Genomic DNA, 14695 nt, shown 5'->3' with positions numbered 1-14695 from the left:
CGCCCCGAAGGCGCGCCAGACGCGCCCCTCGACCCGTGGTGGGTCGAAGCCCCGACGCGGCGCACCCGTCGCCGGCAGCCGAGTCCCCCGCGTCCGCCAGGCCCCCGTGCCGGAACCGCAGCGGATCAGCCGCTACCGCCGCTGGTACGGCACGCTGCACCCGTCGCTGCAGCTGATCGGCCTGCAGCTCTGGATGCCGCTGTTCTTCATCGTCGGCTTCTGCCTCTGCTACGTCTTCGCCTTCCACGCCCCGCACCCGCACGACGTCCCCGTCGCCCTGGTCGGCAGCGACCCGACGCTCGTCGCCGCGGTGGACAAGGCGCTGCCCGGTGAGTACGTCTTCCACCTCTACGACTCCCTCGCGCAGGCCAAGCGGGACGTCCTCGCCGGCACGGTGGCCGTCGCGTACGACCCGGCGCAGAACGAGGTGTTCAAGGCCAGCGCGCACCAGTTCCAGGTGGCCTCGCTCGTGCCCGCGACCCTGAGCAGCGTCCTGGTCGCCGTGGGTGTCGCGGCCCCGACCGTCACCGAGCTCGCTCCCCTGCCCGCCTGGGACGAGTACGGCACCGTCGCCATGTACGTCATGCTCGCCTGGTGCATCGGCGGCTACATGGTCGCGATGTTCATCGGCATCATGGGCGGCCCCCTGCGGCACCGGACCCGCATGACGGTCATCGTCGTCGGCGGCCTGGTGATCTCCCTCATCACCAACACCCTCGCGGGCCCCGTGCTCGGCGCGATCCGCGGGCACTGGATCGAGCTCGTCCTCATCGCCTGGGGCTGGATCGTGGCGATCGGTCTCGCGGTCAACGGCCTGAGCTACTTCGTCGGCCGCTTCATCGCCGCGCCCGCGATGATCTGCTTCGTCTTCCTGTCCATGCCGTCGTCCGGCGGCGCCTACCCGAAGTGGTTCATGCCCGAGCCGTTCGCCTGGCTCAACCACGTGGTCGTCGGGTCGAGCATGGTCGACATGATCAAGCACGAGGTCTACGGCGTCGGCCCGGGCCTGGCGCGCGGCCTCGTCACGATGGCCTGCTACGCCGCCGCCGGCCTCGTGCTGATGGTCTTCGGCAAGCAGTGGTGGGAGCGCCGGCGCATCCGCGCGATCCTCACCGGGCGGACGACGATGTTCCAGGACGCCCAGACCGCGAACCGCGAGTTCCTCGGCAAGGAGCGCGACGCCGAGCTCGAGCGGCACGGACTGACCTCGACGGAGACCGGCACGCTGAGCGTCCTGCGCGACGAGGACTGGGAGGACGACCGCGCTGGCGGCGACGTCTTCACCGGCGGTCGCGACGGCCTCGAGACCGACACCACGACCGGCCGCATCCCCGTGGTACGGCAGCAGGACCGGTCCGGTCCCGGTCGGCCTGGAGGCGCACCCACCGGACCGCGCACCCGTCCCGTCCCGCGGGCGGACGGCACCAGGGCGTCGGTCGGCTCCGGCAGGCCGGGCCCCGGGACGTCCGCCGGCCCCGCCGAGCGCCCGCACGGTCGGCACGCGGACCGCTGAGTCGCCCCGGTATCGTGGTCGGCATGGATCACCGCATCGTCTGGCACCGCGTCCTCGTCACCGTCGTCGTCGTGTTCCTGGTGCTGACGGTCGTGCTCTACGCGGCGAGCGTGCTGCTCGCACCCGCCGACGGCCGGAACACCGCCGGCCTGTTCGTCGGCTGGGCGATGTTCGCGATGGTCGGGGCGATCGTCTCGGGGATCGTCGACTTCTTCGTGCGGCCCCTCGGCGGCCGGAGCGGGGACGCGGACGTCATCGCCGCGGCCGAGGAAGCGCGGACCGGCAGCACGCGCACGCAGACCCGCTAACGCCGTCCGTCCGCCGACCGGTCGGTGCTGGTCCACCCCGCGACCGTCGCGTTGTCCTCGGCGAAGGTGAAGCGGGCCTGCACGGTCCCGCCCGCCAGGACACCCGGCAACCAGTAGCGCGCGTCGTCCCACATCGCCTCGTACGGCACGGCGTCGACCGGGATCCACCGGGGTTCGAGTTCGTCGCTGCCCGACGGGCTGCCCTGCCAGCGGCGGCAGACGAAGACGTCCGAGACCTGGGACCAGGACGGGCGGAACGGGAACCGGTAGTCCAGCGTGCCACGCGCCTCCAGGTCGGCCGGGTCGATCCGCAGGCCGACCTCCTCACGCGTCTCGCGCACGGCGGTCTCGACCGCAAGCTCCCCCGGTTCCCGCTTGCCGCCGGGGCCGACGAGGCGCCCCGCGCCGAGGCCCCGTCGCTTCTCGCCGAGCAGCACCTCGGGACCGCGCACGCCGTCCCGGACGAGGTAGATGACCACGACGGGGGCGTGCTGGGTCTTCGACTCGTCGCGCGGGGTCATGGGTCCAGTGTGGCCGACGACGTGGCGTACGCTCTCCTCATGGCAGGCGTGCTGCGGGGGCATCATGGCTGAGTCCCGCAGGACGGGGCGCAGCCTCGAAGTGCTGCGTGCCGAGGCCGCCGAGGAGATCTCGATGCTCGTCGAGCACCGCAGCCGACAGGGCGAGGACCCCTGGGACTTCATGCCGACGCTCCCGACCGTCGACGAGCAGGTCGTGCTCATCCTGCGGGCCGAGGCGGTCGAGATGGACGCGGCGATGGCGCGGCGCAGCACGCAGTGGGCGGCGCACCCGGCGTCCGGTCAGGGCACGCAGCTCGGCGAGGAGTACCACCGTCTCCGCCGGATCGCGCTGCAGCACCCCGAGCTGACCTCCGCCGTCTGGAAGCTGCTCGGCGCGCTGCCCGACCTCGGCTGAGCTGGGGTTGGATGGGCGCATGACCGAAACCGTCCTCGCCGTCCTGAACCGCCCCTCGCGCCACGCGGAGCCGCACGACCCCTCGGCCGACACGTACACGTGGGAGAAGCCGCTCGAGGAGCACCTCCAGGTGCAGGACCTCGGCGCCACCCGCGGGGACGGCGTCTTCGAGACCGTCACGGTGGTCGACGGACGTCCCCAGGCACTCGAGGCGCACCTGGCACGCTTCGTGCGGTCCGCGGCGATGCTCGACCTGCCCGAGCCGGACGTCGACGCCTGGCGGCAGACGATCGAGGCGGTCTGTGCACGGCTCGACCCGGTGCGCGAGGCGTTCGTGAAGACCGTGCTGACCCGCGGCGTCGAGGGCACCGACCGGCCGACCGGCTGGGCGTACGCGGCTCCGTCGCCCGACTCGACCGCGGCGCGGACCGAGGGCATCGCCGTGGTGACGCTCGACCGCGGCTACCGGCACGACGTCGAGCGCACCTCGCCGTGGCTGCTGCAGGGTGCGAAGACGCTCTCCTACGGGGTGAACATGGCGGCGCTGCGCGAGGCCGTCCGCCGCGGGGCCGACGACGCCGTGTTCGTGTCGAGCGACGGCTACGTGCTCGAGGGCACCCGCGCGAACCTGGTCCTGCTCGTCGGGGGCCGGCTCGTCACGCCGCGCACCGACATCGGGATCCTCGCCGGCACGACGCAGGCGGACGTCTTCCGGTTCGCCGAGCAGGAGGGCATCGAGACCGCGTACGAACTCGTGACGCTCGCCGACCTGCACGCGGCGGACGCCGGATGGCTGGTGTCGAGCGTCCGGCAGGCGGCCCCGATCCGATCGGTGAACGGCACGCCCTGGACGGTCGACGGCGAGCTGACTGCGCGCATCAACGACTTCCTGCTCGCGCGCGAGGTCTGAGACCGGACCCCTGACGGACGGGAGGCGCGGGGCGGGCCCGCACCGCGCCTCCCGTCCGTCCGTCCGTCCGTCCGTCCGTCCGTCCGTCGACGATGGCACCGTCACGGGACCGTCGCCGATCGCACCCCGCTGCGGACGTCGCACCCCGGCGCTCCGAGGTGCGACGTCCGCGACGGGGTGCGATCGGCGGTGCGGTCTGCCGGTGCGTCGCTACCAGCGCGGCGTGGTGACGCCCGTCCCGTCGGCCCACTCGTAGACGGTCGCGCCGTCGATCCAGACGCGCGTCGCGCGGCTGGTCGCGTCGAGCGGGTCGCTGTCCCACAGCACGAGGTCCGCGTCGTACCCGGGGGCCAGCCGACCGACGCGGTCCCCGAACCCGAGGATGTCCGCCGGGTTCACGGTGAGCGCCTCGAGCGCGGTCTGGCGCGGCAGCCCCTCCTTCACCGCGGCGGTGGCCTGGTCGACGAGCATCGCGATCGGCACGACCGGGGCGTCGGTCGTGATCGCGACGCGGACCCCGGCGGCGGCGATGGTCGCGAGGTTCGGGATCCCGCGGTCGCGCAGCTCGACCTTCGAGCGGCTGGTGAACAGCGGCCCGTAGACCACCGGGATGTCCTTCTCGGCGAGCAGCCCCGCGATCTTGTGCGCTTCGGTGCCGTGGTTCACCACGAGGCGGTAGCCGAACTCCTCGGCGAGCCGGATCGCGGTGGCGATGTCGTCGTGGCGGTGGGTGTGCTGGTCCCAGGCGAGCTCGCCGTCGAGCACGCGCACGAGGGTCTCCTTGCCGAGGTCGCGGGCGAACGGCTCCCCCTTCGCGGCGGCGGCGTCGCGGGCGGCACGGTAGTTCTGGGCGTCGACGAACGCGTCACGGATGACCTTCGCGACGCCGAGGCGGGTCGAGGGCGTCTGCCCCTTGCCGCCGTACACCCGCTTCGGGTTCTCCCCGAGCGCGCTCTTCACGCTGACGGCGTCCGAGATGAGCTGCTCGTCGATGGTGCGGCCGCCCCAGGTCTTGATCGCGACGGTCTGGCCGCCGATCGGGTTGCCCGAGCCCGGCTTGACGACGATCGCCGTGATGCCGCCGGAGAGGGCGTCGCGGAAGCCCTCGTCGTCGATGTCGACGGCGTCGATCGCGCGGACGCCGGCCATGTTCGGGCCGGTCATCTCGTTGGTGTCGTTGCCGGCCTCGCCGTTCGCCTCCTCGTGGATGCCCACGTGGCCGTGTGCCTCGACGAAGCCCGGCAGGAGCCACGCGCCGGCGGCGTCCACGACGTCGATGCCCTCGGGCACGGCGACGGCCGGACCGAGCGCGGTGATCCGGCCGTCCTCGACGACGACGGTGCCGTCGAACTCGGGGGCGCTGACGGGGACGACGTGGGCGCCGGTGACGGCGAAGGAGGTGTGCACGGCTCCACGCTACCCAGCGCCGTGCGTACGACATGTTCGGGGCGCGGGACCTGCGGTCGGTAGCGTCACCGGACCGATCCGCAGGAGGAGGAAGCGTGCCGCACCCCGGAACCGACTGGCCGCCCCACGCCACCGCCGTCCGACCGTGGCGGAGCACCCGCCGCGGTCCCCGCGCCGACCGCGAGACGACGTCGATCGTGGTGTCGGTCCCGCCGCGCATCGCCGCCGTCCGGTGGTCCCCGGACGCCGACACCGCCATGCTGCTCGACGCGGCCACCGCGGCCCTCGTGGCGCTCGACACCGGTCACGGCGACGACCTCGCGCCGCTCGCCACGGTCCTCGACCGGACCGAGGCGGTCGCGTCCTCCCGCATCGAGCACGAGTCCGCGACCGTCGACGACGTGGCGCGGGCCCTCGTGGGGATCCGGGCGAACACGAGCGCGACCGCGATGGTGCAGGCCGCCGGAGCACTCGACGGGCTCGTCCGCGCAGCCGGCGCCGGCGACCTGACCGAGCGCGCCGTGCTCGCCGCCCACGCACGCCTGATGCGCCACGACCCGGTCGACGGCCGCTCCGCCGGTCGATGGCGGGACGTGCAGAACTGGATCGGCGGCGGCGCGACCCCGCGCACGGCCGACCACGTCCCGCCGCCGCCGGAGCTCGTCCCGGAGCTCATGGCGGACCTCTTCGCGTTCCTCGACCGCGACGACCTGCACCCGATCGCCCAGGCGGCGATCGGGCACGCGCAGTTCGAGTCGATCCACCCGTTCACCGACGGCAACGGCCGCATCGGTCGGGCCCTCGTCGCGGCCGTGCTCCGCCGGCGCGGGGTCACCTCGCGCGTGACGCTGCCGGTCGCCACCGCCCTCGTCGCCGAACGCGACCGCTACTTCCGGCACCTCGGCCGCTACCGCGACGGGGCCGTCGACGAGTGGATCCGCGACCTGGCGATCGCGATCGGCACGGTCTGCGACGAGGCGACGCTCACCGCGCTCCTGCTCGACGAGGTGACCGCGGACCTGGCGGCGGGTCCATGTTCCGCCGGGCCGCACGCCGTGGTCGGACGCGCCCTCGCGCGCGACCCGTTCCTGACCGAGGACCGGCTGCACGGCATGCTCCGAGGGCGCGACGACCTGCTGGAGACCGTCGTCGTGGACCTGTGCCGGACAGGGGTCCTCCGGCCGGTCACCGCGCGACGTCGCGACCGGGCGTGGGTCGCGGCAGCGGCCGTCGACGAACTCACCGCGTTCGGCGACCGGGTGCACGCCGCCGTGCGGGAGCGGGCGCATAGGGTGGTGGCGTGAGCAGCGAGCACACCCAGGTCACCCCGCCCACCGCCGACAAGCGTCCGGTCACCCGGACGCACCACGGCATCGACTTCGTCGACGACTACGAGTGGCTGCGTGACAAGGAGTCGCCGGACACCCTCGCCTACCTCGAAGCCGAGAACGCCCACACGGCGGAGCAGACCGCGCACCTCGACGCACTGCGCGACCGGATCTTCGACGAGGTGAAGAGCCGCGTGCAGGAGACCGACCTCTCGGTCCCGGTCCGGATGGGCTCCTGGTGGTACTTCACCCGCACCTCCGAGGGCAGCCAGTACGGCGTGCACTGCCGCGCACCGATCAACGGTCCGGACGACTGGACCCCGCCCGCGGTCGAGGAAGGCGCGAGCAGCCTGCCCGGCGAGCAGGTCGTCCTCGACGGCAACGCACTCGCCGACGGCCACGACTTCTTCTCGCTCGGCACCTACGACATCAGCGACGACGGCACCCGACTCGTCTACGGCGTCGACGTCGAGGGCGACGAGCGGTACACGCTGCACGTCCGCGACCTCGAGTCCGGCACCGACATCAGCGACGAGATCCCGAACACCGGGGCCGGAGCGACCTTCGACCCGAGCGGCCGCTACGTGTTCTACCCGACGGTGGACGACTCCTGGCGGCCGGACCGCATCTGGCGCCACACCGTCGGTACCCCCGCGACCGACGACGTCGTGGTGTTCGAGGAGCCGGACGACCGCTACTGGGTCGGCGTCGGTGTCACCCGTTCGTCCCAGTACATCGTGATCGAGCTCGGCTCGAAGATCACGTCCGAAGCACTCGTCCTCGACGCATCCGACCCGACCGGGGAGTTCCAGGTCGTGTGGCCGCGCCGCGACGGCGTCGAGTACGAGATCGAGCACGCGATCGTCGGCGGCAGTGACCGCTTCCTCGTCCTGCACAACGACGGCGCCGAGAACTTCGAGCTCGTCGACGTGCCGGCCGACCACCCCACAACCGAGCGCGACCGCCGCGTGGTCGTCGCCCACCACCCGGAACGGCGCATCGAGTCCGTCGATGCCTTCGCCGGACACATCGCGATCGAGTACCGGTCCGAGGCACTCCCCCGCATCGCCGTCATCCCGATCGAGGGCGATGGTTACGGCGACGCGCACGAGGTCCCCTTCGACGAGGCGCTGTTCTCCGCCGGTCTCGGCGGCAACCCCGAGTGGGACCAGCCGACGCTCCGCATCGGGTTCACCTCGTTCGTCACCCCCTCCGAGGTGAGCGACCTCGACCTGGCGACCGGCGAGGTCACCGTCCTGAAGCGGCAGCCGGTCCTGGGCGGCTACGACCCTGCGGACTACGTGCAGGAGCGCGACTGGGCCGAGGCCGAGGACGGCACGCGGGTCCCGATCTCGCTCGTCTGGCGCCGCGACGCCGTCGACCCGGATGCCCCCGCCCCGCTGCACCTCTACGGCTACGGCTCGTACGAGCACTCGATCGACCCGGGCTTCAGCGTCATGCGCCTGTCGATGCTCGACCGCGGTGTGGTGTTCGCGGTCGCCCACGTGCGCGGCGGCGGCGAGATGGGTCGGCACTGGTACGAGACCGGCAAGACGCTCACGAAGAAGAACACCTTCACGGACTTCGTCGCGGTCGCCGGGCACCTCATCGACTCCGGACGGACCACCGCCGACCAGCTCGTCGCCGAGGGCGGCAGCGCGGGTGGCCTGCTGATGGGCGCCGTCGCGAACCTCGCGCCGGAGCGGTTCGCCGGCATCCTCGCGGCGGTGCCCTTCGTGGACGCGCTGACGAGCATCCTCGACCCGGATCTCCCCCTCACCGTGATCGAGTGGGACGAGTGGGGCGACCCGCTGCACGACCCCGAGGTCTACCGCTACATGAGCGAGTACTCGCCGTACGAGAACGTCCGCGACGACGTGCAGTACCCGCGGATCCTCGCGGTGACGAGCATCAACGACACCCGGGTGCTGTACGTCGAGCCCGCCAAGTGGACCGCGAAGCTCCGCGAGGTCGGAGCCCCCGTCCTGCTGAAGACCGAGATGGCGGCCGGGCACGGTGGGGTGAGCGGGCGCTACGACTCGTGGAAGGAGCGGGCGTTCGAGCTCGCCTGGCTGCTCGACGTCCTCGGGCTCGCCGAGGTGACGCCCGCCGCGGCCACGGCCGGCCCCATCGCGGCCGGCTGACCCGCGGGCGCGGGGGCGCGGGCACGTCGGGCCGCGCCCCGCGGCCGGACTCGCGACCGGGGTTTCGCGCCCAGCGACACTTCACGCGGCGATCAGCCCGTGAAGTGTCGCTCAGCGCGAAAACTCGCGACAGTCGCACCCGTCGGCGCCGCACCTCACACACGGTTGAGCGCGTGCACCGCCTCGTCGTACGACTCCTCGGCCAGCCGCACCCGATCGCCGGCCAGCACCCCGTAGCCGAACGTCCCCTCGCCGTCACGCTCCGCGATCCCCGAGTGCAACCGCAGCACGTCGAGCGCGTGCAGCGACCGGACCCGCTCGGTGAGCACGTCCGCCGCGTCGCCGATCCGCTTCCACAGCGCGTGCGGGAACGCGTCGTCGCCGAGCACGTCCATCGCCATCCGTGCCCGGGTCGCCGCGAGCCACGCGGCCTCGGTCGCCTGGCGCGCCGTCGTCTCGCGGTCGAGGAGCGCCGTCGCGTCGTCGTCGTCCCCGACCGCGTCCTGCACGAGCTCCCGGATGCGCGGCTTCTCCACGGCGGAGACGTCCTGCGCGACCTTCTTCGGCGAGCGGAGCGCCCACGTGGTCGGCTCCGGACGCTCGACGGCGTCGTCGAGGACGTCGAGCAGTCCGAGGTAGGGCTCGGTACGCAGGAACGCGGCCACCTCGCGCACGGCGACGCTCCGGCGCTCACGGGTGGCCGCGAGGATACGCTCGCGGGTCGTCCCATCGACCAGTGCGTCCTGCGCCGGGGACGACGCACGCGGCAGCCGGTCGACGAGGTGGTCGGCGAGCGCGGCGCGTGCGGTGACCTGTGCGAGGTCCTCGGCGGCGACCGCGGCGCGGTCGACCGCGTCGGTCGCGGCGAACGCCGGACGGTACGGACCGAGGACGGCCGCGATGCCGAGTGCGGTCGCAGCGGTCTCGCGGAGGTCGGCCGACGCGCCGGACCGGAGCTGCGCCTCCTGGGCGAGGAGCGTACTGCGCAGCTTCCGCAGGCGCTTGTGCAGCGCGCGGGCTGCGGTCCCCTTCTCCGGCTTGTCGCCGGTCTGGAGGCGCGGTGCCGGTGCTCCTGCCAGCCCACGCGCAAGCTTGCTCGTCACGGCGGCGGGGCCGCCCCCGACGGCCGCGAAGCGTCCGTCCAGCGCCGCGAACAGCTCGTGCGCGACCTGCTCGTCCGTGCCCTCGAGGGTCTCGACCTCGACCTCGCGCCAGGTGAGCGGGGTGGAGGGGGCCTCGTCGTCGAGACGCTGGGCGGTGACCTGGTCGTCGGCGAGCTCCGCGACCTGGTCGCCGTCCTCGTCGAGCAGCAGCGTCACGGTGCGGGTGGTCACGATGTGCACGACCGGCCGGAGCGACCGACCCCGGCGCTCCGTGGACAGCGCCGCGAGGACCTCGTCGGGCACGGCGTCGGCGTCCTCGGTGAGCGGGAAGTGTTCCTCGTGCCGGACCGTGTCGGACGCGGCGCGCTTGATGTGCCAGCCGGCGTCCGGGCCCCCGGTCCGACGGCGGACGGTCACACGGGACGCGACGAGGTCGTAGCGTTCGGTGTCCCAGTAGGTGGCATCGAGGGTGGAGGGGTCCTGGTGCTCGGTGCGGAGGATGCCGCCCGCGCCGACGAGGTCGGGGAGGTCGCCGCCCTCGGGCAGGTCGTAGGTGCGCTCGATCTCGAGGTGCGTGTCACTCACGCGGTCTTGTCTACCAGCCGCTCCCGGTGTTCCGGGAACCGGGCGGGGTTAGCCTGAGCGCATGAGCGAGACGATCACCCGTGACGCGTTCGTGCCGGAGGCCGGCGGCGTCACGATGTTCACGACGAGCTGGTGCGGCTACTGCGCGCGCCTGAAGAACCAGATGTCGAAGGCGGGCGTGCCGTTCCGCGAGGTCGACATCGAGCAGACTCCGGGCACGGCCGAGCTGGTCGCCGAGGTGAACGGCGGCAACCAGACCGTGCCGACGCTCGTGTTCCCGGACGGCAGCACGGCGACGAACCCGTCGCTCGCCGAGGTGCAGTCCCGCGTCTGACGCACCGCACCCCGCAACGGACGACGCGCCCCGTCACTGCGGGGCGCGTCGTTCGTTGCGGGGTGCGTACCCGAGCGACGCCTTCAGCAGCGCCGCCCGCGTCAGCGCGAGAGCGCCTCGGTGAGCAGTGCCGCCATGGCGTCGAGCTGGATGTCCCCGGAGTCGACGACCTCTTCGTCCGAACCGTCGAGCGCTCGGGCGGCCAGGGAAGCCTTCGAGTCGATGAGCTCGGCGATCTTGGTGTCGATCGTCTGCGCGGCGATGATGCGCCACGCGGTGACCGGTTCCTCTTGCCCGATGCGGTGCACACGGTCGATCGCCTGCGTCTGCTCGGCGCTCGTCCACGACAGCTCGGCGAGCACGACGTTCGACGCGACCTGCAGGTTCAGGCCGACGCCCGCCGCGGTGAGCGAGCAGACGATGACGGCCACGTCGGGGTCGTTCACGAACGAGTCGATCTCCGCCGTGCGCTGCGCCGGGGTCTGGTCGCCGCGGATCGTCGCGGTCTTCAGGTGCCGTCGGGCGAAGACCTCCTCCGCCTGGTCCATCACGTCGAGGTGCTTCGCGAAGAACACGACCTTGCCGACGTTCGACGCGAGCTGCGCCGCGTAGTCCGCTGCGAGCTGGGCCTTCGCACGGCCGATCCGACGGACCATCGAGAACACGTTCTCGCCGGTCGACGAGGCGTCCTGGTCCTCGAGCTCCCAGCGCGCGACCTGGCGCACGAGCTTGTGGTCGATCCCGACCACCGGGTCCTGCCCGGTGCGGGCGTCGAGCGCCTGGTGGTAGCGCCTGACCAGCTTCGCCGTGAGCTCGCGCTCGGCGTCGCGGATCGAGCGGCCCTCTTCGCCGTCGAGCTCGACGGGGATGTCGGCGATCCGTCGGGCCGGGATGTCCGCCGCGACGTCGACCTTGCGACGCCGGACGATGCCCTGGTCGATCACGGCCTTCCGCGCCTCGACGAAGAAGCCCGGGTCGGCCGGGGTGAGGCCGATGTCCTCGAGCTCGTTCATGAGCTTCGCGCGGGGCTTCTTGTCGTCGATCCAGCCGAGGTACTCCCAGATGGTGCGGAAGTCCTCGACGGAGTTGATGAGCGGCGTCCCCGTCAGCGCCATGAGCAGCGGCGCGGCCGTCCGCTCGCGGATCTTCTCAGCGATCTGCAGCACGAAGCGCGACCGCTGCGAGTCCTTGTTCTTGATGAAGTGCGCCTCGTCGACGACCATGCCCTTGAACCCGAAGGCGCCGAGCCAGCCGGCGTGCCGGTCGAGGATCTCGTAGTTCACGATGACGATGTCGGCGAACCCGTCGAGGTCGCCGCCGTCACCGTGGATGACCGTCGCACGGCGGTTCGGCACCCAGCGTGCGGCCTCGCGCGCCCAGTTCGTCTTCACGACGTTCGGCACGACGACGAGCAGCGGGAAGGCACCGGCTGCGTCGGCTGCGAGCAGCGACTGCGCGGTCTTGCCGAGGCCCGGCTCGTCGGCGAGCAGGAACGTGCGGTGCCCCTCCGACGCGGCGGCGACGAGCTCCGCCTGGTGCTTCATCAGCGTGGTGCCCGACTTCGAGTGCAACGAACTCGGCTCGGGCAGCGGCATCGTGGCCGCGCCACCGCCGGCGCCGTACTCGAACGACTTGAACAGCGGACCGAAGAGCTCCCAGTTCGCCAGGCGACGCGGGTGCGCCACGGGCTGGTCGGCGAGCGCGAAGTCCGGCGCGAGGAACGGGTTCGCGAGCTGACGCTGCACGACCGCCTGCGGCACGACCGAGCGCACCGGGGTCTCGACGACCGGCGACGGCTCGGCGGCGATGACCAGCTCTTCGGGCTGCAGCTCCATGCCGCCCGCGATCATCATGTCGCGCTTGACGGTCCGGGTCGCCTCGCTGACCGACGCCTCTTCGGTGAGGAGCTGGATCACGCTGGTGTCCCGCGCCGCCGTCTTCGCGAGGATCGTGGCGACGCCGTCGAGCCGCTTCAACTGCTCGGCGCGCTGCGCGTCCGTGAGCTCCTGGTCGGCCTTCACCCGCGCGCGCTCCTCGCGCATGAGCAGGGCCACCGCCTGGAACTTGGAACGGTTCGACGCCTTGAGCGGTCCGCGCTGCGCCGCCGCCTCGACCTCGCGCACGGCGCGGGCGAGGACGGGGATCACGCCGTCGTTGTCCAGCGGCCGGGTGCGGCGCGACGCGGTCCGCGTCCCGCCGGCTGCTCGCCGGGTACCTGATCGAGCCAACGCTCCTCCTGTTCCGCCCGCACGTCGCGGGCGAGCCGCCCCTCGGGCGGAAGTCGTGCACCGGTGCCGCGCACGGCTCCGGTTCGTCCGCGGGCCACCGTGGCCCGCCGTTTCGCCGGTCCCCCGCTCGGGACGTCCGGTGGAGTCCCGCGGGCCGTGCCACGCGAGCGCCAGGGCGTCGGGTGCTTCCGGTCCGCGCCGGGATCCGGCGCCGTCACACGCACGTGACGCCCCCTCGGGGCGGTCACGGCCCGGTCCCCGCGTCGGTCAAGTGACCGACCGCTGCGTCCGGAATTGACGCGGCACGCGGGAACGCGGTGCGTGCACGAGTAGTTTACTCCCCCACCGCCGACGGAGGCGAGTCGGCGTCGTCCGCGCGCGTCGCGCCTCCCGACGGTCGCCCCTGTCGGACTGGAGGCGCGTGGCGGCGCCGCCATGCGCCTGGCGTCCGCACCGTCGTCCGTCCCGCCCTCCGTGGCACCGCCCGCCCCCTGCCTCGCGCTGTTCCCCCGCGAACGCGACAGGTCGCGGCGGACATCCGACAGCAGACCGTCGCTTCCGCGGAGCGGACGGGGGCCAGCCCGGCGGGCGCGCGAGGCGGACGCGCGCGAACAGCTCCGGCGGCGTCGCGGGTCGGTCAGGCCTGCGGAGCGGACCGCGGCCGGAGCAGGCCGTCGCGCGGCAGGACGGGCGACGCCTCGGTGAGCGCGGCCTGCGTCGCGGCGAGGAGCTGCTCGGCGGTCTGGATGCCGTTCGCCGACCCGGTCGTCGCCTGCCCGCCGGCGTGCGCGAGGAGCTGCGCGCCGATCGCAGGGCCGATGCGGTCCGCCTGGTCCGGGTTCCGTCCCACCCAGTCGCGGGCGACGGCGTCCGCGAGCCGCTCGGCAGCGGCCCCGCGCTCGGCGTCGCCCCGTGAGCGGTGCCAGAGCCCCGTCACCACGAGGTGTGCGACCACCGCGCCGATGTCGCGGACGGGGTGCCCCCATCCCGCGGTGTCGATGTCGAGCAGACCGGAGATGCGCCAGGGCTCGTCCTCGTCGACGAACACCTGCTCGAGGTGGAGGTCGCCGTGCACGACCTGCTTCGTCGCGGACGCCCAGCCGATGGACCGCCGGCCGATCGCGTCGTACAGGGCGTCGATCTCGGCGGCGTCCTGCGGCAGCGCGGCGACGAGCGTGCGGCGGTGCCAGTCAGCGTGGTCCATCGCGTCGGCCCGCGCCTGCTGCGTCATCGGCACGGTGGCGATCCGGCCGGTCAGCGCGGCGAGGGAGGCGACGAAGCGGGGATCGTCGGCGATGTCGAGGATGCGGCTGCCGGCGGGCACGCCGCGGATGCGTTCGAGGACGAGGAGGCCGTCACCACGGCTGGACAGCACCCGCGGCACGGGCAGCCCGGCGGCGACGAACTGTTCGTGGGTCTTCACGATCGGCGCGACACGGTGCGGACGGACGACCTTGAGGAACACCGTGCCCTCGGCTGCGTCGACCCGCACGACTGCGCGCTTGCCCGGCCGGTACGCGGCCACGGTCAGCGTCGGATCGGTCACCGGCATGCCGAGCGTCGTGAGGAGCTCGGCGACGGCGTCGCGGTAGGTGACCTGCGGCAGCACGGGCAGCCCGGGGTCGTTCGGGTACGCCCAGACCGACACCGGCTCGCCCGTCGTGGGGTCCGTCACGATCGCGCTGTTCTGGTCGTGCGCGCCGCCGGTGTCGACGTAGGTGAGCACGGTGGCGCGTTGACCGGCCCGGTCGACGGTGTCGACCTCGTACCCGTAGAGGTACCCGTTGCCGGACGGCTCGACCGAGTGCGCGCGTGCAGCCACCACGGAGGTCCCGGAGCCGGCGAAGGCCTGCGGGATCACGCGCTCATGGTTGGGCCACACGAGACCAGTCAACCGGA

At 73.0% G+C, this 14695-nt stretch carries 12 protein-coding genes; 7 read left to right on the top strand and 5 right to left on the bottom strand.

Annotated elements, in window-relative coordinates; genetic code table 11:
• The first annotated feature begins 106 nt into the window (after positions 1–106).
• Both ACY3FI_RS05235 and ACY3FI_RS05230 read left to right on the top strand, forming a co-directional pair.
• Positions 107–1513 carry an ABC transporter permease gene (locus ACY3FI_RS05235; protein WP_462549717.1) on the top strand — a complete coding sequence of 469 codons (1407 nt, stop codon included), beginning with the start codon at positions 107–109 and terminating at the stop codon, positions 1511–1513.
• A gap of 23 nt (positions 1514–1536) precedes the next feature.
• Positions 1537–1821, top strand: a complete 285-nt coding sequence (locus ACY3FI_RS05230; protein ID WP_462549715.1) for a hypothetical protein — start codon at positions 1537–1539, stop codon at positions 1819–1821.
• Here ACY3FI_RS05230 and ACY3FI_RS05225 read toward each other — a convergent pair.
• On the bottom strand, positions 1818–2342 hold the full coding sequence (locus tag ACY3FI_RS05225) for an 8-oxo-dGTP diphosphatase (protein WP_462549713.1): 525 nt from the start codon (positions 2340–2342) through the stop codon (positions 1818–1820). The two genes, ACY3FI_RS05230 and ACY3FI_RS05225, sit on opposite strands and share 4 nt — an antisense overlap.
• A 64-nt stretch (positions 2343–2406) precedes the next feature.
• On the opposite strand from ACY3FI_RS05225, the gene ACY3FI_RS05220 reads away from it, so the two are divergent.
• Positions 2407–2757 (top strand): tryptophan synthase subunit alpha, encoded by a 351-nt coding sequence (locus ACY3FI_RS05220; protein WP_462549711.1) that lies wholly within the window; start codon positions 2407–2409, stop codon positions 2755–2757.
• Between the two features lie 19 nt (positions 2758–2776).
• Entirely contained in the window at positions 2777–3667 is an 891-nt protein-coding gene (locus tag ACY3FI_RS05215) for an aminodeoxychorismate lyase (RefSeq protein WP_462549709.1), read from the top strand.
• Positions 3668–3877: 210 nt separating this feature from the next.
• On the opposite strand, the gene ACY3FI_RS05210 is transcribed toward ACY3FI_RS05215, so the two are convergent.
• Positions 3878–5074 carry an amidohydrolase gene (locus tag ACY3FI_RS05210; RefSeq protein ID WP_462549707.1) on the bottom strand — a complete coding sequence of 399 codons (1197 nt, stop codon included), beginning with the start codon at positions 5072–5074 and terminating at the stop codon, positions 3878–3880.
• Between the two features lie 95 nt (positions 5075–5169).
• On the opposite strand from ACY3FI_RS05210, the gene ACY3FI_RS05205 reads away from it, so the two are divergent.
• A complete protein-coding gene (locus ACY3FI_RS05205; protein ID WP_462549706.1) occupies positions 5170–6378 on the top strand; it encodes a Fic family protein in 1209 nt (402 codons plus the stop codon).
• Positions 6375–8546 carry a S9 family peptidase gene (locus ACY3FI_RS05200; protein WP_462549705.1) on the top strand — a complete coding sequence of 724 codons (2172 nt, stop codon included), beginning with the start codon at positions 6375–6377 and terminating at the stop codon, positions 8544–8546. The genes ACY3FI_RS05205 and ACY3FI_RS05200 overlap by 4 nt, the downstream gene beginning before the upstream one ends.
• Before the next feature lie 155 nt (positions 8547–8701).
• Here the strand turns inward: ACY3FI_RS05200 and ACY3FI_RS05195 are convergent, their stop codons facing one another.
• Entirely contained in the window at positions 8702–10234 is a 1533-nt protein-coding gene (locus tag ACY3FI_RS05195) for a CYTH domain-containing protein (RefSeq protein ID WP_462549703.1), read from the bottom strand.
• A 61-nt stretch (positions 10235–10295) separates the two neighbouring features.
• Between ACY3FI_RS05195 and ACY3FI_RS05190 the strand changes: the two genes are divergently transcribed.
• Positions 10296–10568: a mycoredoxin gene (locus ACY3FI_RS05190; RefSeq protein WP_462549701.1), complete on the top strand. Its 273-nt coding sequence runs from the start codon at positions 10296–10298 to the stop codon at positions 10566–10568.
• Positions 10569–10669: 101 nt separating this feature from the next.
• Here ACY3FI_RS05190 and ACY3FI_RS05185 read toward each other — a convergent pair whose 3' ends face one another.
• Both ACY3FI_RS05185 and ACY3FI_RS05180 read right to left on the bottom strand, forming a co-directional pair.
• Complete coding sequence (locus ACY3FI_RS05185) at positions 10670–12796, bottom strand: DEAD/DEAH box helicase (protein ID WP_462549699.1); 2127 nt, start codon at positions 12794–12796, stop codon at positions 10670–10672.
• Positions 12797–13433: 637 nt separating this feature from the next.
• Positions 13434–14657, bottom strand: coding sequence for a phosphotransferase enzyme family protein (locus tag ACY3FI_RS05180; protein WP_462549697.1), 1224 nt, complete (start codon positions 14655–14657; stop codon positions 13434–13436).
• Positions 14658–14695 lie beyond the last annotated feature (38 nt).

It is taken from the genome of Curtobacterium sp. RM9 (assembly GCF_054956955.1).
This window is presented reverse-complemented; position numbering and strand designations above follow the sequence as displayed.